Annotated in this window: 24 protein-coding genes and 1 riboswitch; of the genes, 7 read left to right on the plus strand and 17 right to left on the minus strand. The window is 54.0% G+C overall.

The genetic code is table 11. From position 1 onward, the window contains the following. Positions 1 to 22 precede the first annotated feature (22 nt). Positions 23 to 1,615, plus strand: a complete 1,593-nt coding sequence (locus tag SYN_RS09405; protein ID WP_202943548.1) for an alkaline phosphatase family protein — start codon at positions 23 to 25, stop codon at positions 1,613 to 1,615. Between the two features lie 49 nt (positions 1,616 to 1,664). Then, positions 1,665 to 2,210: an O-acetyl-ADP-ribose deacetylase gene (locus tag SYN_RS09410; RefSeq protein WP_041584944.1), complete on the plus strand. Its 546-nt coding sequence runs from the start codon at positions 1,665 to 1,667 to the stop codon at positions 2,208 to 2,210. 58 nt (positions 2,211 to 2,268) lie between these two features. Here SYN_RS09410 and SYN_RS09415 read toward each other — a convergent pair whose 3' ends face one another. After that, positions 2,269 to 2,619, minus strand: coding sequence for a molybdenum cofactor biosynthesis protein MoaE (locus tag SYN_RS09415; RefSeq protein ID WP_011417873.1), 351 nt, complete (start codon positions 2,617 to 2,619; stop codon positions 2,269 to 2,271). 119 nt (positions 2,620 to 2,738) lie between these two features. On the opposite strand from SYN_RS09415, the gene SYN_RS09420 reads away from it, so the two are divergent. Further along, positions 2,739 to 3,245 carry a DUF721 domain-containing protein gene (locus SYN_RS09420; protein ID WP_041584945.1) on the plus strand — a complete coding sequence of 169 codons (507 nt, stop codon included), beginning with the start codon at positions 2,739 to 2,741 and terminating at the stop codon, positions 3,243 to 3,245. Here SYN_RS09420 and SYN_RS09425 read toward each other — a convergent pair. The 7 genes from SYN_RS09425 to thiE all read right to left on the minus strand — a co-directional run bounded on the left by SYN_RS09425 (position 3,205) and on the right by thiE (position 8,991). Further along, positions 3,205 to 3,969 (minus strand): tRNA1(Val) (adenine(37)-N6)-methyltransferase, encoded by a 765-nt coding sequence (locus SYN_RS09425; protein ID WP_011417875.1) that lies wholly within the window; start codon positions 3,967 to 3,969, stop codon positions 3,205 to 3,207. The genes SYN_RS09420 and SYN_RS09425 overlap by 41 nt on opposite strands. A gap of 83 nt (positions 3,970 to 4,052) precedes the next feature. Continuing rightward, the gene (locus tag SYN_RS09430; RefSeq protein ID WP_041584946.1) at positions 4,053 to 5,294 is read right to left on the minus strand and encodes a DUF1015 domain-containing protein; all 1,242 of its coding nucleotides are present in this window, start codon (positions 5,292 to 5,294) and stop codon (positions 4,053 to 4,055) included. Positions 5,295 to 5,595: 301 nt separating this feature from the next. Further along, entirely contained in the window at positions 5,596 to 6,213 is a 618-nt protein-coding gene (thiF, locus tag SYN_RS09435; RefSeq protein WP_083756481.1) for a sulfur carrier protein ThiS adenylyltransferase ThiF, read from the minus strand. Then, positions 6,210 to 7,325, minus strand: a complete 1,116-nt coding sequence (gene thiH, locus SYN_RS09440; RefSeq protein WP_011417878.1) for a 2-iminoacetate synthase ThiH — start codon at positions 7,323 to 7,325, stop codon at positions 6,210 to 6,212. Before thiH ends, thiF begins: the two co-directional genes overlap by 4 nt. A gap of 12 nt (positions 7,326 to 7,337) precedes the next feature. Continuing rightward, positions 7,338 to 8,114: a thiazole synthase gene (locus tag SYN_RS09445; RefSeq protein ID WP_041585610.1), complete on the minus strand. Its 777-nt coding sequence runs from the start codon at positions 8,112 to 8,114 to the stop codon at positions 7,338 to 7,340. Between the two features lie 2 nt (positions 8,115 to 8,116). Then, complete coding sequence (gene thiS, locus SYN_RS09450) at positions 8,117 to 8,320, minus strand: sulfur carrier protein ThiS (protein ID WP_011417880.1); 204 nt, start codon at positions 8,318 to 8,320, stop codon at positions 8,117 to 8,119. Continuing rightward, positions 8,317 to 8,991 carry a thiamine phosphate synthase gene (thiE, locus tag SYN_RS09455; protein ID WP_158302960.1) on the minus strand — a complete coding sequence of 225 codons (675 nt, stop codon included), beginning with the start codon at positions 8,989 to 8,991 and terminating at the stop codon, positions 8,317 to 8,319. The genes thiS and thiE overlap by 4 nt, the downstream gene beginning before the upstream one ends. A gap of 40 nt (positions 8,992 to 9,031) precedes the next feature. Continuing rightward, positions 9,032 to 9,146, minus strand: a riboswitch (TPP riboswitch). Between the two features lie 270 nt (positions 9,147 to 9,416). Between thiE and SYN_RS15820 the strand changes: the two genes are divergently transcribed. The 4 genes from SYN_RS15820 (at position 9,417) to SYN_RS09480 (ending at position 13,441) form a co-directional block, all read left to right on the plus strand. Continuing rightward, positions 9,417 to 10,358 carry a L,D-transpeptidase family protein gene (locus tag SYN_RS15820; RefSeq protein ID WP_011417882.1) on the plus strand — a complete coding sequence of 314 codons (942 nt, stop codon included), beginning with the start codon at positions 9,417 to 9,419 and terminating at the stop codon, positions 10,356 to 10,358. Positions 10,359 to 10,654: 296 nt separating this feature from the next. After that, complete coding sequence (locus tag SYN_RS09470) at positions 10,655 to 11,626, plus strand: prenyltransferase (RefSeq protein WP_041584947.1); 972 nt, start codon at positions 10,655 to 10,657, stop codon at positions 11,624 to 11,626. 362 nt (positions 11,627 to 11,988) lie between these two features. Beyond that, positions 11,989 to 12,876 carry a cysteine synthase A gene (gene cysK / locus SYN_RS09475; protein WP_011417885.1) on the plus strand — a complete coding sequence of 296 codons (888 nt, stop codon included), beginning with the start codon at positions 11,989 to 11,991 and terminating at the stop codon, positions 12,874 to 12,876. Further along, positions 12,833 to 13,441 carry a DUF456 domain-containing protein gene (locus SYN_RS09480; RefSeq protein WP_011417886.1) on the plus strand — a complete coding sequence of 203 codons (609 nt, stop codon included), beginning with the start codon at positions 12,833 to 12,835 and terminating at the stop codon, positions 13,439 to 13,441. The genes cysK and SYN_RS09480 overlap by 44 nt, the downstream gene beginning before the upstream one ends. Positions 13,442 to 13,565: 124 nt before the next feature. Here the strand turns inward: SYN_RS09480 and gspD are convergent, their stop codons facing one another. Genes gspD through SYN_RS09525 form a run of 9 tightly spaced genes read right to left on the minus strand, consistent with a single transcriptional unit; the run spans position 13,566 to position 20,968 of the window. Next, positions 13,566 to 15,659 (minus strand): type II secretion system secretin GspD, encoded by a 2,094-nt coding sequence (gspD, locus tag SYN_RS09485; RefSeq protein WP_041584949.1) that lies wholly within the window; start codon positions 15,657 to 15,659, stop codon positions 13,566 to 13,568. Next, positions 15,656 to 16,294 carry a lytic transglycosylase domain-containing protein gene (locus SYN_RS09490; protein ID WP_202943549.1) on the minus strand — a complete coding sequence of 213 codons (639 nt, stop codon included), beginning with the start codon at positions 16,292 to 16,294 and terminating at the stop codon, positions 15,656 to 15,658. The genes gspD and SYN_RS09490 overlap by 4 nt, the downstream gene beginning before the upstream one ends. Before the next feature lie 5 nt (positions 16,295 to 16,299). Beyond that, entirely contained in the window at positions 16,300 to 16,818 is a 519-nt protein-coding gene (locus SYN_RS09495) for a hypothetical protein (RefSeq protein WP_011417889.1), read from the minus strand. After that, positions 16,815 to 17,351, minus strand: a complete 537-nt coding sequence (locus tag SYN_RS09500; RefSeq protein ID WP_011417890.1) for a hypothetical protein — start codon at positions 17,349 to 17,351, stop codon at positions 16,815 to 16,817. Before SYN_RS09500 ends, SYN_RS09495 begins: the two co-directional genes overlap by 4 nt. Before the next feature lie 5 nt (positions 17,352 to 17,356). Then, positions 17,357 to 18,544 carry a hypothetical protein gene (locus SYN_RS09505; protein WP_011417891.1) on the minus strand — a complete coding sequence of 396 codons (1,188 nt, stop codon included), beginning with the start codon at positions 18,542 to 18,544 and terminating at the stop codon, positions 17,357 to 17,359. A gap of 2 nt (positions 18,545 to 18,546) precedes the next feature. Then, on the minus strand, positions 18,547 to 19,476 hold the full coding sequence (locus SYN_RS09510; RefSeq protein WP_011417892.1) for a general secretion pathway protein GspK: 930 nt from the start codon (positions 19,474 to 19,476) through the stop codon (positions 18,547 to 18,549). Beyond that, a complete protein-coding gene (locus SYN_RS09515; protein ID WP_011417893.1) occupies positions 19,451 to 20,161 on the minus strand; it encodes a PulJ/GspJ family protein in 711 nt (236 codons plus the stop codon). The genes SYN_RS09510 and SYN_RS09515 overlap by 26 nt, the downstream gene beginning before the upstream one ends. After that, positions 20,112 to 20,552, minus strand: coding sequence for a hypothetical protein (locus SYN_RS09520; RefSeq protein WP_011417894.1), 441 nt, complete (start codon positions 20,550 to 20,552; stop codon positions 20,112 to 20,114). Before SYN_RS09520 ends, SYN_RS09515 begins: the two co-directional genes overlap by 50 nt. After that, positions 20,549 to 20,968 (minus strand): pilus assembly FimT family protein, encoded by a 420-nt coding sequence (locus SYN_RS09525; protein ID WP_011417895.1) that lies wholly within the window; start codon positions 20,966 to 20,968, stop codon positions 20,549 to 20,551. Before SYN_RS09525 ends, SYN_RS09520 begins: the two co-directional genes overlap by 4 nt. Positions 20,969 to 20,976 lie beyond the last annotated feature (8 nt).

Genomic DNA, 20,976 nt, shown 5'->3' on the forward strand with positions numbered 1-20,976 from the left:
AGACGAAAGGAAGGAGATGCAGATGAATAAGGAAGCAATCGGAAATACCATGTCCCAGGCTGTCAGAAATGCTTATCGGCGGAATTGCGAAGACGAAACCATGGAACCTCTTGTTCTGGTGGATACGGAGAAACGGCCAGTAGGCCGTATCCGGAAAAACGATGCCGTCATCTTCTACAATATCCGGGGAGAACGCGAAATCGAGCTGACACGCAGCCTCACCGAAAAGGGCTTTCAATCCTTTCACCCGGTGACCGATTTGTCCCTGTCCTTTGCCACGATGATCGAATACCGGCAGGGATTAAATGTTCAGGTAGCCCATCCGCCGGAAGGCGAGGTGCAGGATACTCTCAGCGCTGTTCTCGCGTGGCACGGCATGAAGCAGGCCAAGATCACCGAAGCGGAAAAAGCGGTCCATGTGACCTATTTTCTCAATGGAAAGAAAGAAAGCCCGCTTCCGAAAGAAGAACGCATCATCGTCCCGACACGCAAGGATGTTCGCCTCTTTGATGAAGCCCCGGAGATGTCCATCGAAAAGATATCCCGGGAAATTATCGAGAAAATTCACGATCCCTCCTGCCGCTTCATTTTTGCGAATTTTCCCAATGTGGATGTCGTCGGGCATATCGAAAATGAACAGGCCATTCTCAGGGCGGTGGAAGCAGTCGACCGGCACGCTGGCCTGGTCCTTGATGAGGCCCGGCGGCAGGGTTTGACTGTGATGGTTACCGCCGACCATGGCACTGTGGAAAAATGGCTTTATCCTGACGGTGTCATCGACACGGGTCATACTGACAGTCCCGTCCCTTTTATTCTCATTCATGACTCCCCGGCTATGAAACTCCGCCGGGACGGCGCACTGACGGACATCGCCCCGACGGTTCTTCAACTCTTTCATCTCCCGGTCCCTTCTGTCATGACCGGACGATCGCTGATCACCCATCCCGCTCCGGAACAAATCCGGGAAGCGCAACGCCTGCTTCTCCTGATCCTCGATGGTTGGGGTGAAAGCTCTCCCAGTGAGGGCAATCTGATCTCCCGGGCCGCTACACCGACCATGGATTTTCTGAAAAAATCCTTTCCCTGGACGACTCTGAAAGCTTCCGGTGAAGCTGTCGGACTGCCCCCCGGCACCGTCGGCAATTCTGAAGCCGGCCATCTTCATATCGGCGCCGGCAGGCAGATTTACGCGGATCGGGTCCGCATCAACCGGGCCATTGAGGACGGAGCTTTTTTTGAAAACGAGGCATTCCTCAACGTCATGCGCGCAGCAAAGCAGAACGGAAAGGCCCTTCATCTCATGGGCATCGTTTCTTTTTTCAGTTCCCACGGCTCCATCCATCATCTCTTCGCACTGATGGAACTGGCAAAGCGGGAAAATGTTCCTGAAGTCTACATTCATGCCATGCTCGGCAGGCGGGGTGAAATGCCGGAAAGTGGCGCTCTGTATGTTGAAAAGATAGAAAGCAAGGCAGCGGAAATTCAAAAAGGCAGGGTGGTTTCGGTCATAGGCCGATACTGGTCCATGGACCGGGAAGAAAACTGGGACCGCATCAAAAAAACTTATGATATGCTGGTTTTTGGGAGGGGAACACCGGTATCCTGTCAACTTTGATAACAGAATAAGTCGGCTGCCTGCCGAAACACCGACAGGGAGGAAGAAAATGGAGGCTCGGATTGGGAACAGCGTTCTGGCCCTGATTCAGGGGGATATAACCCAGGAAGATACCGACGCCATCGTCAATGCCGCCAATACGGGTCTGCGTGGAGGCGGCGGAGTGGACGGCGCCATTCACCGGGCCGGAGGGCCGTCCATCATGGCCGAATGCCGCCGGATCGGAGGCTGTCCCACAGGTCAGGCGGTGATCACCACAGGCGGCAAGATGAAGGCCCGTTACGTAATTCACACCGTCGGTCCGGTTTATCGGGACGGTTCCCACGGGGAGGCGGAGCTTCTGGCCAGCGCCTACCGGGAAAGCCTGAAAATGGCTTCGGCCCGACATCTGAAGAGCCTGTCCTTCCCCGCCATCAGTGCCGGGGTTTACGGATATCCCCTGGAGGAGGCCGCCCGGATCGCCCTGCAGACGGTCATCGATTATCTGAAAAAAAACAGGGATATAGAACTGGTCCGGTTTGTCCTATTCAACCAGAGCACCTACGATGCCTTTTCCAATGCTCTTGGAAAACTTTTACCCGGGGAATCGAAGTAATCCGCGATCCCAGCCACCCGACTGACATACGTGGACAAAACCATCACCGCCCCCTGTCTTAACGTTCCTGTTTTGTCGTTACCTCGGCCTTGATCCGGTTGACGGTATCCATGAGAGTGGGAAAAACATTCTCCCGGATATCACCGGCCACGACAACATACATCACGTCATCACCCACATGCAGAAGGCCTTCCCGAACCTCCACAAGGACTTCAAGGATTCCCGGCCTGCTTTTCATTTCCGCGACAATCTCATCGAGACGCGCCCGGTCGGCCTTGACCGTAAGCTCCGAAACAGGTTTCCCGTCCCGTGACGTTCCCCTGACCACGCCATTATGGCAAAGAATCATCCCGACTTTGTGAAATTCAGGATGACTCTTTGCTTTCTTAATCATGTCGGACAGTTCCATAAATTACTCCTTTCGAAATATCTTGAAAGTGTGAAATATTCCGGAAATTTTTAAATAAATTCCAATCCCTGTCGGGACAGGTCTTGACCCGATTCCGGAACTGTGAGAAAAGACAGTTCATGCGCAGGAGAGCATCTCAAAAAAAACTGGAACCCCTTGGCCAGGTTCTTCAAAAGATCCTTAAGAAGCGACGCGTGCCCGTCGATCTCGAAGAGAAAAGACTCCTCTCTTTATGGAATCGGGCCGTCGGCCCGCAAATCGCCGCCCAGACACGTCCCCGTTACATAAAGGGCAAGACACTTTTCGTGGATGTTACCACATCGGTCTGGATGCATCAGCTTCACTTCCTGAAGGCGGATATCATCAGGCAGTGTAATTCTTTAGCACAAAAAGCGGCCATCCGGAATATCTTCTTTTCAGTGGGCGAGATTGCCTGCCCGCTTTCTTCCCCTCCGGAAACGCCTTCCGCCCAGTCGGTTTCCCGCGTCCTTAAAAAAAGGGACCGCCGGATGATCGACAGTTGCACGGAATGCATCGCCGATGAGGAGCTCCGGGAAATCGTCAAAAGGGTTATGACCCGGGAAATCACCCGTCGTCGGATGATGGAAGCCGGGAAAGTTCGTTGAAGATTTCCCCCATGGCCTCGGTATATTCACCCTCATTCCTGTAAATAAACAGAGGAGGTAAAATTTCCAGCTCCTCGCCGCCTCCCTTACAACCCTCAGCGAGAATAAAGATTCCTTCCGTATCGCACCGGGAATGGATGATACGGCACCGTTTGGGCTCAAGGACGGTTTTCCGCATCCCGGCGATCAGGGCCGCCATTCTCCGGATGGGGTAAATGACAAAAATCCGGCCGCCGGGCCTCAGGACATAAGAGGCCGCTTCGAGAAAGTCCCGAAGCGTTCCCCGGACCTCATGCCGGGCCAGGGCCTTCTCGCCCCGGGGGTTGATTCTTCCGGAATGCAATTTTCGATACGGCGGATTGACGACAACGGCATCAAAAGATTCCGAATCGAAAATCCGGCGGATCGAATGGATATCCCCCGCCTTGAACGTCAGCCGTTCTTCCAGGGAATTCAGGGCAGCACTGCGCGAGGCCATCTCGACCATTTCCTCTTGAATATCGATTCCCGCGATCCGGACATCCGGCCGGCGCATCGCTGTGATCAGGGCTATGACCCCACTGCCCGTTCCCATATCCAGAAGGGACTCATTCCTGCGCAGGCGGATGAAATGGGCCAGCAGAAGGGCGTCCAGAGAGAAGCGATAGCCTTTTGCCTTCTGGATCACCTTGAGGCGACCGTTGAGGAGTTCATCCACGGTCTCGTCCTCGCGCTGAGGGATCATGGAAAGACTGCCTCTTTCATTTTGCGGTTGTTCTCCGGTTCAAAATGCACCATTTCCTTTTTGTTCACCCAGAGAAAATCCCCTTATTGCAAACGATGGACAAAAAGACCGCTTCGCAGCTTCGGTTCAAACCATGTGGATTTGGGGGGCATGACGAGCCCCGCGTCCGCCACGGCCATCAGTTGATCCAGCGTGGTGGGAAAGAGTGAGAATGCCACGGCGAATTTCCCTGAATCCACCAGCCGTTCCAGTTCCTCCATTCCCCGGATCCCTCCGATGAAATCGATGCGCTGATCCGTCCGGGGATCATGGATACCCAGAACCGGTTCGAGAAGGTGATTCTGCAGGATAGACACATCCAGGCTGCCGATGGGATCCGTCTCATCGCAGAGATTCTTCCGGGCCGTCAGTTCGTACCATCGCCCGTCCAGATACATGCCGAAGGAATGAAAAGCCGACGGGGATTTTGCGGTAAAATCCGCACGGATCTCGAATAGTTCTTCGACCTTACGGAGAAACTCTTCTTTTTCGAGGCCATGAAGGTCGCGGACGGCCCTGTTGTAGTCCATGATTCGCAACTGATTGTGGGGAAAGATCACAGAGAGGAAAAAGTTGTAGGGTTCATCACCTCGATGGCCGGGATTGCCTTCCCGTCGGAAACGGCAGACGGAACAGGCGGCAGCGGCCCGATGGTGTCCGTCGGCGATGTAAAGCGCCTCCAGCTTTCGCAATTCCTGTGCAAGATTCCGGATATCCTCGGGGTTGCTCACAATCCACACTGTATGAACAATCCCGTCGGCTGCGGTAAAGTCGTACTCGGGAGATCCGGACTTGAACCCTTCGACGAGCCGGTCGATTTCTTCCGCTGCCCGGTATGTCAGAAAAACAGGGCCAGTCTGCGCATTGACCGTATCGACGTGACGGGTACGCTCCAGTTCTTTATCCGCACGAGTCAATTCATGCTTTTTGATCAGGCCCGATTCATATTCACTGACACTGGCACAGCCTACGATGCCGGTCTGTTCATGGGCGCCCATCCGCTGGCGGTAAATATAGAAACAGGGGTTTTCATCCTGAAGCATCACTCCCTGTCGAACAAAGTTTTCCAGATTTTCCTTCGCTTTTTCAAAGATTTTTTCCGGAACGACGTCATCCGGCGGGTTGACATCGATTTCAGATTTTTCAACGCGAAGAAAGCTCACCGGATTACCGGAAGCAAGCGCCCTGGCTTCGTCCCGGTTGAGGACGTCATAGGGAAGAGAGGCGACCTCCTTCGCAAAGGAACGGCCAGGTCTCAGGGCTCTAAATGGGATCACTACCGACATAACGATTCTCCTCCTACAGAATTTCCGGAATACTGGCATATTGAAATCGTTAAATCAATCCCCAAACCGGACTCCGGTGAAGTTTTGCAGGCAAGTCAACCAGGGCGTAAGATCGTATCTCCGATTCCATATCAGAGCCTCCTCTTCGCTTGTTTTTATCGGCTTGCCGCGGGCCCTCCTGCAGATGGCGGTATCACCTTTGTCTTACCCGCTTGATTTCATCAATGATCTGAAAGCAAAATTTTGTGCATCGCCGCAAAGGCGGGTTATGAAAACACGCGGGGATTTCCCGATGGAACGGTTAAGAGACGGGATGCGACAGCACCCGTTCGAGGATTGTGTCGGCCTGTTTGGCCGCAACGATGTTGACTTTCGGAGAAAGGGCGGGCCGGAACGCGATATCGGAATGCAGATCTCCGATAAGGACGAAATTTTTCTTCAACGGATGCACCCTGATGTCGTCACTCGAACCACAGCCGCCAATCCCGGAGACCGCCACAATAAATTTATCAAGGGGCAGCAGTTCCGAAACCAGCATGCTCTTGTCTTCCGCCTTGTCCAGGCATTCAGCTACGATAGGGCAATTGGAAAAGAGGCCTCTCACCGAGGTCTGTTCGATCTTTCTGACTTCAACGGCGAGTTCGAGATCGGAAGAAATGCGCAGGAGGTTCTGCCGGAGGGCTTCGACCTTGTACATCCCGACCTGATCTGCAAAGTAAAACTGGCGATCCAGATTTCCCGTCTCGACCACATCGAAATCGACAAGTTTCAGTTTACGGAAACCGACCCGCACGAGGTGCGCCGCGCAATTTGATCCCAGACCGCCGGCCCCGGCAATGCCGACCATGGTCCGCCGCACCCTTTCGAAGTTTTCCCTGCCGATTTTAGCAATCAAATGTTGATGAAATGCCGTATTCACAGGCCTGCAATCCAATCGTTCAATACCGGTTCGTAGCCTTTTTCCCGAAGCCGGGCCATTATTTCCGGAATAGTCCGGGAATCGGCGATCTCGAACTGGGGCAGACCTTCGTTCTGTCCGGCCGCCTTTGTGTAACCGCCGACACTGGTTGCGGAACCGGCCGACATCCGGGTAATTCCCAGGGGGATGAGGTTGTCACGGAAGCGGGAATCTTCGCGGGTGGAAAGGGCGATTCCCAGTCGGGGGATAAAAAGCCGCAGGGCCAGAATAATCTGCACCATGTTTTTGTCGCTTACCCTGCATGAACCCTGAAACGAACCGACGAAAGGCCTCAATCTGGGAACGGAGGCGCCGATTTCCACATCGGGAAACTGCTCCTGCAGATACCGGGCATGGAGTCCTACAAAAAGAACATCTTGCCTCCAGTCTGCCAGGCCTAAAAGGGCGCCGATATTCACCTGCCTCATCCGGGCTGCCGCCCCGCGCTCCGGAGCCTCCAGACGGAAGCGGAAATCCCGCTTCCGTCCCGAGGGATGGATAATCCGATAGAGGTCTTCGTCGTAGGTTTCCTGATAAAGGGTGAGCCCGTCGACGCCTTCAGAAACCAGTTCGGCATAATCCCCTTCAGAGAGGGCATAAACCTCAACAGCAACGGAAGAGAAACGCCTTTTGAGCACACGCGTGCAATCCCGGAGATAACCGACCGGACTCATTTTTTTTGATTCGCCTGTCAGCATAAGGATATGCCGAAGACCTGTTTCGGCGATGCATTTCGCCTCCCGGTCCACTTCTTCCAGGCTCAATCTTTTCCGCTCGCGCTGATTTCTCGCGCTGAAGCTGCAGTAAAGGCAGGCGTTTTCGCAGTAATCCGATACGTAAATGGGCGCGTAGAGCTGGATGGCACGGCCGAAATACCGAAGCGTCAATTCCCGCGCCCTCTGAGCCATGGGCTCCAGATAACGCTCCGCCTCAGGAGAAAGAAGCGCGAGAAAATCAGAAAAGTCGAGGAATTCCCTCTGGAGAGCCCTCTCAATATCCGCCCCCGAAACTGCGGCTAAGACCGCTTCCCATTCGGAATTCCGGTATCTGCAAAAGACATCATAAAAACTCATTCCGATAATTCCTCACTCAGTATCCCTCAAGAATCCCGTCAGGGGCGAAGAGGCCCTTGCACCGCCCGCGATTTCGGGCAGGCCGCTCCGCCAGGCCAGCCTTCCCGCCTTGACCGCCATGCTGAATGCCCGGGCAAATTCCACGGGATTCCGGGAAACGGCGATGGCTGTATTGACCATCACGGCCGCGCACCCCATCTCCATGCACCGGCAGGCATCGGAGGGCTTTCCCAATCCGGCGTCCACGACAATCGGCACTGAAATTTCCCGGATCATGATGTCCACCAGTTCTTCCGTCCTGAGCCCTCTGTTGGTTCCGATGGGCGAACCGAGGGGCATCACGGCGGAGGCGCCGCAGTCTGCCATCCGCCTGGCCATGGACAGATCGGGACTCATGTAGGGAAAGACGACAAAACCTTCCCTGACGAGAATTTCCGTCGCCTTGAGGGTTTCCATGTTGTCGGGCAGAAGATATCTGCTGTCGGCAATGACCTCGACCTTGATCCAGTTTCCCGCACCCGCGGCCCTGGCGAGCCGGGCAATCCGAATCGCCTCCTCGGCATTTCTCGCACCGGAGGTGTTGATCATCACCGTGCAGGACTGCGGAACATAATCGAGGATATTCTCCGTCTTCACGCTGCCGTCGACCCTTCTCAGAGCAACGGTCACCACATCGGCCCCGGCAGCCAGCAGGACCTCCCGCATCACCGCGTGGCTCGAATACTTTCCCGTCCCCACAAAAAGCCGGCAGGCAATCCTTTTTCCTCCGATTTCCAGCGTATCTTCCAACATTATCCTCCTCCAACGAAACTGACGATTTCGATACGATCTTCATCCCGCAGGCTGACCTTCGGCCAGTCATCCCGGAAAATCACCTGAAGATTCACCTCGATGACAATGTGCTCAGGGACCAGGCCCCTGTCGCGGACGAGTTCCTGCAGGGTCGTGACGCTGTCAGGCAGGGCTTCCTCTCTGCCGTTGATTCGCACTCTCATTTCGCGTTTATTCCGCCTTTTGCCAGTTGGGATTTATACCAGGCCGTCCGCGAAGCCACATCATCCGCCTGCATGATGTCCCGAATCAGCGCCATGCTGGCTGCCCCTTCCTTGAGAAGGATGCCGAGGTTGGCCGTATTGACGCCGCCGATAAAGACGACAGGCTTCAAGGCTACGCGGAGTGTTTCCCTGATGTCTGCCGTCCCGATGGAATAGTCCTTGGTCTGCGTCGGAAAGATTGGACCGAAGGCGAGATAATCGACATCCAGCGTGTTTGCCCTTTGAAACTGCTCCAGGGAATGCGTGGACAGACCGATGATCCGGTCGATTCCGATAATCCGCCGCACTTCGTCGAGGGGACATCGCTGCAGATCTTTCTGCCCCATGTGTACGCCGTCGGCATCCAGCTCCGCGGCCAGCAGAGGGTCGTCGTTGACGATAAAGGTCACTTTGTTTTTTCGGCACAGCTCGCCAAGGGCGCTCCCCAGTCGGAGGAGATCCTCCCGCGACTTGTGTTTTTCCCGCATCTGCAGGATATCGATGCCCCCGGCAACAGCCTCCTCGGCGATGGACATCACGGACCTTCCGGCGCCGTATTCTTCACTGAGAACAAGATAAAGGCTGGGCTCCCCGATTATTTTTTTATTGTGCACCCTCATTTCATACCTCAAACAAAAAGCCCTCATGCTGAATTTTCAATGCATAAGGGCTTAATTTTTCTCTTGCACTCCCTCCGCCGGCATTACCCGGATCAGGTTGTGAGGGTCTTCCGCTCACGTTTGCGGAACTCTCAGGCCGAAACCACGACCTCCCCTTATGCGCTATGTGGCGGGCATCAAATCATACTCCTTCTTTCCTGTCAAGACGTTGCTTGAACAGGTTCAGGCTTTCCGGGACATTTCGATCGCCCATCTTTTTGTTGCATTATGGAATCTTTGGAGTTAAAAATCTCCGAACATGCAATCCCCAAAGAAATACGATGATGATCAGCTGGTCTTATTAATCTGCTTTTTTCGTTTTTAGATTTTCGAATGCCCCGGCGGATGTTGATTCGTCCGCATGATTCCGAACGGGCGGCGCAATTTTTTGAGCATACATGGACGTTGACGCATGTAAACGAAGATGCCGCATTCTGACCGCCCTCGCGGTGTTCGTGCTGTTCACGGCGGTTCCCCGACAGGGGGGCGGCTTCGCGTTTTCCAATGATTATCCCTTATCTTATTTCGAATTCTTCGAGGAAAAACCCTCTGTTGCCGGAGTGATCCGGAAGATAGGCCCCAGGGCCGAAGCGCGCATCAAACCGTTTTTCGAAAAGGCCGGCCTCCCCTATCCCTCCCGTCGGCTTGCTTTCGTCGTGCTGAAAGAGGAAAAGAAACTGGAAGTCTGGACCAGATACGACGGGAACTGGGTTCATGTACGCACCTATGATATCCTTGCCGCCAGCGGCAGCCGGGGGCCTAAGCGGAAAAAAGGAGATTATCAGGTGCCCGAAGGAATCTATCAGATCGTCAGCCTCAATCCCGCCAGCCGTTTTCACCTATCCATGAAGATCAATTATCCCAACGCCTACGATCTTCAGATGGCCCGGAACGAACAGCGTTCAAACCTCGGCGGCGATATCTTCATCCACGGCAAAACCAGATCCCATGGCTGTCTCGCAATGGGCAACAAAGCCATAGAGGAACTCTTTGTACTGGTCGCCAAAACGCGTCCGAGAAATGTGAAAGTGGTCATCGCACCCCATGATCTGCGCAAGAGCGACCCAGCCCTCAACTTGCCGTCCCAACCCTCCTGGCTGCCTGACCTCTACGGCGTCATAGGCCGTGAACTTGCAAAGTTCAGGCTCAGCGAAGACGCACCGGAAGATTCGTTTTCAGAAAATAATTCAAAAATGCGGATGACTGCAAATCCCGAAGCGACTGTCCCAAAGGAACCGCCTGTCATAAATCAGCCGAAGGTCCAGGAGATGCTGGTACGCCAGAACAGTGAGGACGGAAAAGCAGCGGATCTTCAACAGGAAACAGTTCATTTACAGTAAGGCATTCCGGGTCCCCAACCGCCGCGACCCTGCAGACCAAAGTAACCGTCCCGGGTACAGGACACGGGAAATACAGCCGGCATCACAATAAACCCCCAAAGCCGTTCCCCCCGATCTCCCCATATTTCAAGTTCCAGGAACAATAAATGTAAAGAGGCAAGAGGTCCCATCCCTTCCTGAAATGAGGTTTTACTGCCTTCCCTGTCCCATGGAAGACTTCAATGCCAATCCATGGTATTATTAATTTCCGGTCCTCAAATAAAGACAGAATATCAAGGATATCCGAGGTGTCTGCCATGCCGCTTAAAATAGACTTGACACATGCGAAGGAGGAAAGGGAACCAGGCGTCGTGGATCGATGGATTCAGGCTTTCCGCCTTCAGTTCGTGCCCACAAGCATCTTCCCCGCCCTGCTGGGAAGCGTCATTGCCTGGGCGACTTTCCGGGAATTTCATTTTCTATATTTTGTCATGGTCATTTCCGGGGTGGCACTGCATCATATCGGCCTCAACATGATCGATGACGTCTTTGATTATCTCCACGCGGTGGACCGTTCCCACGGCGGAGAGAAAAATCCCTACACCGGCGGGAGCGGTGTTTTAGCGGGGCGTCTTCTTTCAGCCAGAAATGTGTTTTGCGTATCGATTTTCTGCTATTTCCTTGCTCTGATCACGGCGGTTTACCTGACTCTATCCGTCGGCTGGCCCGTTCTGATCTTCGTGGGCATCGGTCTTTTTTCTTCCGTTTTTTACAGCGTGCCGCCCATACGGTACGGCTATCGGGGTTTCGGCGAGTTCAGCCTTCTTATCAATTTCGGCCCGGTAATCTGTCTGGGGGCTTTCTATGCGCAGACCGGATCGATTGCCTGGGAACCCTTCATCATATCGCTGGTTCCCGGGTTTCTCATGTGGTCCATGATCGTTATCAACGAAATACCTGATTATGAAGAGGATCGCCAGGCAGGCAAACTGAACCTCGTTGCCCGCTTCGGGAAAAAAGCCGGTATCCTCCTGTATTCAGCCGGACTGATCAGCGCTTACGCCACTCTGCTCCTGGCTGTCTTCTTCGGCGTCTCATCGCTCCAGGTACTCCTTGGATTCCTGTCGATCCCTGCCGCCTTCAATTCCCTCATAATATTAAGAAAAAATTATCACGACAGACTGAAGATGGCCCCTGCCAATCTTGCCGCTATCAAAGTCCACGCGTTTACACTGAGCTTTCTGATTATTGGATATCTGGCAAAAGGAGTTCAGGTAAACTTGTTGTGATATTGTTGATTTGTAATCAGCATGCAAGCGTGCGTCATCCCTTGATCCGTTCATTCCCGCCTTTCATAAGACCCTGTTGGCGCAATTGATCTGCAGACCGGCCGCAAAAGACCGTTGCGGACCGGATTCTCACAAACCAACGCCTCCATCATAAGACAGAATTCCCACTAATTACAATGTGTTTCAATTCCGGTCACTGGAATGGCCGAATGTCTTTAAATCCGCATTTAACCGTTATTATGGATTTATTTGTTTTGAATAGAAAAGAGGATGTGTTATGGAGTGCTCCAAATCATCGAAGACAGATTTCGTATTCTTGATTTTCAACTGCAAAAATTTAAAGCTATGGGAAGTAACGGGATATGGACACACATGATGTAATGGAACTGATAGGAAACACGCCTTTAATTCGGCTGAGAAACGAAAATATAATCGCCAAGGCTGAATTTCTTAATCCTGGAGGAAGTATAAAAGACCGCATTGGCCTGGCAATGATCGAAGCGGCGGAACGGGATGGAACACTGAAACCGGGAATGAAAATTGTCGAGCCGACCTCGGGCAATACCGGAATTGGAATAACGCTCGTCGGGGCTGCAAAGGGATATGAAGTATTTATTGTCATGCCCGAAGGTATGAGCGAGGAGAGAAAGCATATCATTAAGGTTCTGGGCGGAAATCTCGTTCTGACTCCGGACAGTGAGAACATAGCCGGCGCGATCAAAAAGGCGGAAGAACTTGTTGAAGAATTCCATGGATATATGCCGAATCAATTCAAGAACCCTGCTAACGCACTGGCCCACTTCACACATACCGCGCCGGAACTCTGGAAACAGGCGGAACATAAAATCGATGCCTTTATTTCGGGAATTGGAAGCGGCGGAACGATTCAGGGGGTTGGCTCTTTTCTGAAGGAGAGGAATCCGGACGTGACCATTGTGGCCGTGGAGCCCAAAAACGTATCCGCTCTTCTCGGTCATGAGCCGGGTTTACACCAGATCCAGGGAATCGGGGATGGATTCATCCCTGAAATTCTCAACGTTTCCCTGATCGACAGAATAATTGAAGTCTCTGATGACGATGCAATCAGGACAACGCGTGAGCTTGCATCAAATAATTCTCTTTTATGCGGAACTTCATCCGGGGCAAACGTATGGGCCGCGAGGCAGATAGCCATGGAACATCCGGAATGGACGATAGCCACGGTTCTTGCGGACCGGGCGGAACGGTATTTCAGCACCGGCTTACTCTGAGCGCAAACCGGCAGACGCGGAAACAACCCGTTTCAGACTGGAGCGGCAATCTTCATTTTCCCCTGGACAACTTCAGAGTATTAAAATGACAACCACGCTCTGGATAATCGCCTTTTTGATGGTACTTGCCGGCCTCGCCGGCACCCTGCTCCCATCGCTGCCCGGCGTGCCGCTGATTTTCGGCGGCTTGCTTCTCGCCGCATGGATCGACGATTTTCAGCGCATCAGCGTTTTTACGGTTATGGCGATGGCAGTTCTGGCGGTTCTCAGCATCGTCATCGACTATGCCGCCGCGGCCGTGTCCGCCAAACGGGCAGGCGCAAGCAGGCAGGGTATCATCGGCGCTGCCGTCGGCACTCTCGCAGGCATATTCAGCGGTCTCTGGGGGCTTCTGTTCATGCCGCTGGCAGGCGCCGCAATCGGTGAATTCATCGCGCACAGAGACCTGTTTCGCGCCGGCAGAGTGAGCGCCGCCACATGGTTTGGACTGCTCGTCTCTACCGCGCTCAAACTGGCCATCGCGTTCACAATGGTCGGGGTGTTTGTTGCGTCGCTGCTGATCTGAATGATCCGGCACAATCAGCTGGGGAGAATGAGCCGTGGCATGAAGAGTTGTCTCAAAACTCCGGGATGAAAAAGGCCCGCGAAAATTTCATGCAGGAAACGCACTGAAATTCACAAGAAAACCGCTACTTGATCCACTTCAATTCCTTCCGAAGCTGGTCGGTTATTTTTACGGCGTCATTGGGATCCGTCAGAATCGTGGGCGTAACGAGGACGAGAAGCTCCGTCTTGTCCTTTGTCTTCGATGTCGCCTTGAACAGGTTTCCCAATATGGGAATATCGCCGAGCAGCGGCACCTTGCTTTCACCCAGGCTCTGATTTTCCTGCATCAGTCCTCCCAGGACGATTGTCTGTCCATGCGCGGCAATGATGGACGTGTTGATGCGCCGGGTCAGGATAATCGGGGAATCGCCGACACCCGGAGTTTCCGCGATATCGGATACCTCCTGGGTGATCTCGAGCGTCATCAGGCCTTCCGTATTGATGGTCGGCTTCACCTTGAGCATCACGCCGGTGCTCCGGTACTGAATACTCTGGGAAACGCTTGTCGAGTCCGTCGTGTTGACGCTGTCCAGGGTGGAAATCTGTCCGGTCACTGTCGGGACATCTTTGCCGACCTGAATGGTGGCCTCCATATTGTCGAGAACCATCAGCCGCGGCGTGGAAAGAATGTTGGCTTTACTCTTTTCTGCAAGGGCGCTGATCAAAGCCTCAAATTGTCCCGTTCTGCTCAGGAACGCATAGGTCAGACCCAGCGGTTCCAAACCGAGTTTGCCCAGCGTCCCCAGCGTATAGGAATCGCCGTCCCAGGAATTTCTGATAAACCATTCCACGCCGTACTTCAACTCATCCGTCAGCGTCAGTTCGACGATGGTCGCTTCGATGAGCACCTGCCGGGCGGGCACATCCAGGGCCTGGAGGAGATTCAGCAGATTTCGATAGACGTCCGGCTTGCTGAGGATAATGATCATGTTCTTTCTGTCATCCGCCGACATTCTCAGCCCGGCGGCATCAAAGGCATCGCCTCTGTCGCTTCCAGGCCTTGCCGGCACGCCTCTTGGCGTTGTAAGCGCAGCCGGTTGAACCATCCGGCTGTCGGATGACGGCATTGACCCGTAAAGTTTCTGGATGGACTCAAGCAGATCGGTTGCCCGGGAATATTTCGGAATGAAGGTATACGTCTTGAACTCCGTCCCTGCCGCTTCCGGAGTGTCCAGCTTCTCCTTCCATCCCCGGATGGTCCTTGCTGTCTGTCCGTCGGGGCAGACCGCAAGGACGGCATTCAACTGCTTGACGGGCAGAAAGTAAGGCCCCGGCTCTTTCGGCATTCTGGCGACGGCAAATCCCAGTCCCTCGAGAATTTTCGTGAGCTGAGAAATAAATTCCTCTGTCTGCCAGTACGTCAACCTTATAAGAAGGAGATTCTTGTCCCGGAGATAAGGGACGTCAAAGGTGGCGATAAACTCGAGAACCGGCCTCATCCGGGACGCCCGGCCATGGAGGATCATGACATTTTCCCGGGTGTATGGCTTGATCTCAACGTCTGACCTGAAAAGATCCTTGATGAGGGGCTCCACATCCTGAGGACGGATGTGGAGCAGGGGTACGATCTGCAGGATGTCCGCCGGAGAATCCACGGAAGAAACGCCTATCCGGACATCGACGGGAGACCGGGGTTCAGGCGGCACTTCAAGGACATAAAGGGCGCCGGCCCTTTCTTCCAGATAAATCCGCTCCTTTTCCAGCAATCCCAGAATCACGTTCAGCGCCCTGTCCGGGGGCATGGCCTGGGGCATCCTGATTGTGATCGGTTTTTTATTGTTCATCATTTTTTCATCCATCACGAAGGCGACCTTCAACGTTTCCCCCAGGGCATAGATGACGAAATCAGAGAGCGGCACCCTTTCGGCATTCAGCGTCACCGGCTGGTTCGCCATCGTGAGGCGACGGGGATCGATGGGCTGGCTGGGTGGAAGCATTTTCTCCGGCGCTTTCCGTTCGAAGGCAGGAATCCTGATCTCCTCAACAACAGGCTGCTTTGCCTCCTCTGAAGGTCCGATCCCTCCGGCCTCTTCACTTTGCAGGTCTTTTCCTGCTGACCTTTCCAGGGTCACCGGCTGATGCCAGGCTGGCGGGGACGTACAACCGATCAGGAAAACCGGAAGCAGGAAAATCAGAACACCAGTCAGCACCTTTCGATGGAATCCCGTCATCGTCATATATCTTCTTTCCCCTTGAAAATCTGATAGTAGTTCATGACCCTCTTGACATAATTCCATGTTTCCCGGAAGGGAGGGATGCCTCCATAGGTCATCACCCGCGTCGGTCCGGCATTATACGCCGCAAGCGCCCGGATCAGGTCGCCGTTCTGGTTGGTCAGTAAGCGACTTAAATAACCGACACCGCCGTGAATGTTTTCAACCGGATCAAACGGATCGGATACACCCATATCCCGCGCGGTATCCGGCATGAGCTGCATCAATCCCATGGCTCCCTTGGGCGACAGGGCCTGAGGATCGAAATTCGATTCCGCTTTGATCACTGCCCTGACCAGGTCGGGATCAACAGAAAACCGCTTGCAGGCGGACAAAATGACCTCGCTGTAATCAGGGCCGTGAGGCGACGCAGTGCATCCCCTCCGCGGAATGGCCGATATCTTTGAATACTGCGGCTGCAGTTTCGCCAAAGGCAGTCGCACCTTGCTGCGTCCCGGACCGGGGACATTGGTGAAGTAGGAGGGTCCGCCTCTATCTCGAAAAGTGTAGAGATCATCAGCCAATCCAGTCATCGTAAACAAAATGGTTATTCCAAGGGCGGACATTCCAGCCAACAGTACCAGGGGCAACCGTTTCATGAATTTCACCGTCCTTTCCGACCGATTTTTCCGGTCTCCTTTTTCGCCGGCGCGGATGTCCGGAGATGGACATCAAACACCTTCAGTTCCTTTGTTTCTTTCCCTTTCTTCAGCTTGACGGCAAGAGGAGCGATCTCGGCAATGACGGATCCATCCATCAGTTTTTTCCCCTCCGGAAACGTCCGGATCACCCCGTTGAAATCCCGGAGCACCGCCTTCTTCTCCTTTCCCATCAGGACGGCCACCAGCGCATAAGGATTCTCCGGCAGCGCCGTTATGGGTGAATTGTCCTTGACGTCATAGCTTCCGCTCTCGGCAAAGAGATTCCTCTTCTTCAGCGCCGAATCCGACGGCTGTTGAGGAACCCATGGTTTCCCCGGTTCCCTGTCGGGTTTCGCATCTCCTGCTTTTTCCATCTGGCCGGACAGCCTGGCGGGCAAAGGGGGCGGTCCCGCCGCGAAAAAAAAGGCCAGCGACACAATGACGGCTGCGATAACGATATCAGGCAGAAATTTCCGGATCATTGTTCCAGCCTGTATGCCGACAGGGTCAGAGAAAGCACGTAATCCCTGGGCCCCCTGTTCATCTCCATATTTCGGATGCCCAGGATTTTCTTGGATGTTTCCACCGTCTGCAGGATGTCCATGAGGGTTTTTGGCGGACCACTGAACCAGAGCGTAACGGGCGCTTCACTGAGAGTCTTCCCCGGAATCGTTTCCAGAATTTCAAACCGCACCAGTTCCCCTCCTTTTTCTCTGGCGACACCGTTCAGCCGATGCACGATTCCCAACTGGATCTCCATGAAATCCTGGCTTTTCTCATAGAGATAAGGAGCCAGCTCTTCCTTTTTAACCATTTCTGGAGCTGTTTTTCTGTTTTGCTGCTGATTCAGGAGACGGACTTTCAGAAGGTAGCTCTCCCGCTGCGCATCAAAGACCCGTTTCTCCTTCTCCACGGCGCTGTAAAGAGGATAGACCAGAAACCGCAGAAGAGCGAGAATAACAATCAGATAAATTCCGACGATCTTCAGCTTATCCTGTTTTCCCGCGTCCGTCATCTTTTTTATCCTGCCATCTCGATCGCTACGCTGAATGCATACTGCCCGGCTTTCTGTTCCATGTTCAGCGGGCCTTTAAGCCTGACGTTCCGGATTTCTTTCTGCTGAGCCAGCACCCGGAGGACATCCAGGGGCTCTCTGGACAGAATCCAGACTTCCAGATTATTCCCATTGAAGAATACGGTATTGAGGTAACTTCCCTTCGGCAGGACCCGGGCCAGCAAATCCAGAGCGCGCACCGGCGACGGGAAAGTCCCCCGTTTTTCATTCAGCTCCTTGAGCACCTCGGAAAAATCTTCGGGCGAGTTCCCCTTGCCCGAGTCCGTCATGAGGATCTGCCGGTCCATCTGTCGGGAGATTTTCCGGAGCTCCTGAGTGGATTGATCAAAATTCCGGACGGTCAGATAGAGAAAAAGCCCGTACCCGAGGATGCAATAGAGGACAATCCGCAGCAGCAGTCCCTGGTATGAAGGAAGCTGCACTTCCCCTCGAGCCCGGAATTCACGGGAAGAAACCGATGGAAGCGCAGCGATGCACGGCGGGTACCCCCGGTCGGTCTCATTGGCCACCGTCAGGTCAGGGGTCTGTTTCAAGGAAAACGGAAGCTCTCCATAAATCCGGATTTTCTGGATTTCGACCCCGTAAGGATCCAGACTCTTCAGGAATCTTCCGACATCCCCTTCCGTGACCGCATCGGCCGGATGGGAAGCCGCGCCGAGAAACCGTCCGTTTTCTGCCGCCAGAAGGTGAGTTATCCCCCCGTAAGTCCACACCATGAGCTCCGGGGCGGCTGAAGAAAAAGCGGCATCCTCCGGAACTGCATAATGAAAGGGCAGAATTTTTCTCAAGGCATCATAGGACTCGCTTTCCCACGCCCAGATATCGAGTTCCGTATAAGCTGAAGAGGATCGGAAGACACGACAGAAATAATCCGGCCGGGAAAAAGGGAAAAGTTCCCCCAGCTCCAGGCTGACCGCCTGCATGAGTTTCTCCTTCGAGGCGGGAGGATACCGTTTCCGGACATGAAGGAGGCGGTCTCTACCGACAATCAGGACATTCCTCTGCAGCACTCCCCGCGCCGGCGACAGACTTTCCAGCGGACCTCCGGCGATCCGGACGGGCTTTCCCCGAACGTACTGATAAAGTTCCAGACCATTTTTATGCCAGTAACCGGCGATCAGTCCCATGCTCATTTCTACTCCTCGCGCCAGTAGATGACGCTGTAGGGTGCAACGTTGCTCTGCCTCAAACTCAGTCCCGCGTAAATGGAATACATGCTCTTCGGCTGTCCCGCACTCACCTTGACATCCATGTAAAGAGAGGGTGTGCAGGAGGCTGCCGTGGCAGTCCTTGAAATTCTGCGCCCGGTCAGAACCTGCAGCGCGCTTTCGGTAATGGCCCCGACCTCTTCCCTGTACGCCCTGATCCGCTTCAGCGCTTCCTCATCGATATCCAGCGCGGACACAATGACATCGTCGGGGGCGGTATTCGGGTTGAACCCGGTTGTCGGCAGAAGAGTCAGACTGGAACGGATCCGCTCATATCCCTCGGGAGACATCCCCCGGACAAAACCGAACTCCTCCGGATACTGAAGGGCATAATTGCGGGGAACGTAGGATCTGCCCTCCTTCCTGTAAAAAAAAGCCTCCGCCCCGTTCAGGCGGGCAAGATCATCCTGGTCGGTCCAGTCCCGCACGCTGTCGACCGGAACAGCGGGATTTTCCATCTGGATAAGCCTTGTAATCAGCCGTTTCATGGCCTCTGCGTTGAGGGTGTTCAGGGACAGCAGACCGTTGCTGTCCTGAATACGGACATTCACATCTCCGTCTAACGGCACCGCCGTATTATCCAGGGAAAGCTTCCGGAGCGAAGTCATTTCGTCGAAACCCGAAAGGACCACCTCCCGGGGCATCACTTTTCCGTTGAGCAATAGATAAATCAGGGTGTCATAAGCCGACCGCGCCATGACGATGGCCTCCGTCTTGTTCTTCAGGCTTTCCGCGGCCTTGAGATGCTCCTTGACCAGCCAGTTGAATCCCAGCCCCACGGTCAGCAGCACCGCCACCATGAAGACCATGAGGATGCTGGCTGATCCGCGGTTATGGTTTGTTGGAATAGGTCGCATTGTAAGCCGTCTTCAACAGCGAATTTACGTTGAGGTTGAAAACCAGGCTGCCCTTCGAATCCCCCTGGCGATAGGATACCTGGATCAGCGCTGGGAGCCGTTTCATCCTGTTTCCTTCAAAACGGTCAAACCATTCGTATCGTCCTTTTGCGGCGTCATAACCGTAATATCTGAATGAAACGCCGTCGAGCTGTTCCAGCATCCGGATGGCCTGCCCTTTTCTGTAATCGCCGAAGAGGCAGCTCCGGTCAATTTCCTCATAAGTCATCGTATAAACAGGAAGTTCATAATAGGTCAGGGCGGAGCTCCCGTTCCCATCCGCCTCCTTTTTTATCCAGACCACCACGGGCAGCTTTCCGGCCAATGGCGCAAGGGACACATAAGAAACGCTGTCCGTGCCGCCCCGGAAGTAAGGAAACCAGCCGTCAGCCCGAGTCCGGACGTAATAATCGGTCACCGAGTTGAAGCTTTTGTCGATCCAGATCATCCGGGCATAGCTCCAGAAATCGAGCCCTTTCTCCATCAGCCCATGGTACTGGCGGAGACCCTGATTCAAGGCCATCCCAGCCAGCATGAGCATCACCGCGAAAATGGCGATGGCCACGACCACCTCGATCAGCGTGTAGCCCCGAGACTCAGCCCGGCGCATCTTTCGTCGAAGACTTCGACTTGTATCTGAAGACATGGATCTGATATTCCCTCATCACGCCCTGAAACGACAGATGAAAATCAACCCGATACAGAAAGAGGTCATGAAGGGAAGAAGAAATCTTTCCCGCATCGGAGACAGCGATCGGCTGTATCGAAGAAAGCGGGCGGGCTTCCCACGTAAGTCTGACCCCGTCGCCCATATCTTCCGTTCCGTTTTTTTTCTGCAGATCCAGAGTCCGGATCAGACCGGAGGCCTGAATAAGCTTCGCCGACAGCGTGTTGGATATTTTCGCCCGTTCCAGGTGTTCGAAGCCCATCCGGAAAAGATACATGGTCGCGGCGATTCCGGAGGTAAGGATCAGGCCGGCGATAAGGATCTCCAGAACAAGAAATCCGCCTGTTTTCAAGGCTCCAGGCCGCGTCATCCGCGCTCCTCCTCCGGCTCCAGTTTGAGTGCTCCAAAGGGAGCGGTCACATTCAGGAGATAACGTTCACTGCCCGAGACAATCCGGATTACACCGTTGGAGGTCGCACCGGTGCGGTAGAAGAAAATCGGCTCCTCGACGGAGATGAGCACACCATCAAAGGATATGTCCTTTCCATTCACCATCAGGGTGCTGTTCCGGGAATCCAGCAGATGCTCCTCGCTGTAAAGGAAGGATTCCCGGTGAAGCCCGGAAACGTACAACATGACCTCCTGAGCCCGGAGCGCGGCCTTGTAGCGGCTGAACATGTCATAAGAAACAGGCAGGGCCACGGAAAGCATGAGGGCGATAAGGACCGTCACCGTCACCAGTTCAAGAAGCGTAAACCCATTCTGCCGTTTCAGGAGGCCGCGCATCGCAGACG

The organism is Syntrophus aciditrophicus SB (assembly GCF_000013405.1).
GTDB classification, from domain to species: Bacteria; Desulfobacterota; Syntrophia; order Syntrophales; family Syntrophaceae; genus Syntrophus; species Syntrophus aciditrophicus.